Source organism: Myxococcus sp. AM011 (assembly GCF_013372595.1).
GTDB lineage: Bacteria > Myxococcota > Myxococcia > Myxococcales > Myxococcaceae > Myxococcus > Myxococcus eversor.
Map to the genome: position 1 here is coordinate 1 of NZ_JABXEM010000681.1, position 254 is coordinate 254.

Genomic DNA, 254 nt, shown 5'->3' on the forward strand with positions numbered 1-254 from the left:
CTGTTCGACTACATCGAGGTCTTCTACAACCAGCAACGCATGCACTCGGCAATCGGCTACGCTGCGCCGGCTGAGTTCGAAAGAGCAGCGGCGTAGTCAACCTGTCCACCGAACCGGATCACGCCCAAGAGACTCCTTGCGCTTGAGGATTTGCCTGGCGGTGCCGGCCACCGACTTCGGGCACACCTCCACGACCTCCTCCAGGAGTCTTTCCACCTCGCTCATGAGCGGCAGCATCCTCCTCTGGAAGGTGG

Annotated in this window: 1 protein-coding gene; it reads left to right on the plus strand. The window is 61.0% G+C overall.

From position 1 onward, the window contains the following. Positions 1–96 (plus strand): IS3 family transposase (locus tag HUW62_RS48010; RefSeq protein WP_147449029.1); only part of this gene is annotated, 96 nt, incomplete at its 5' end. Positions 97–254 lie beyond the last annotated feature (158 nt).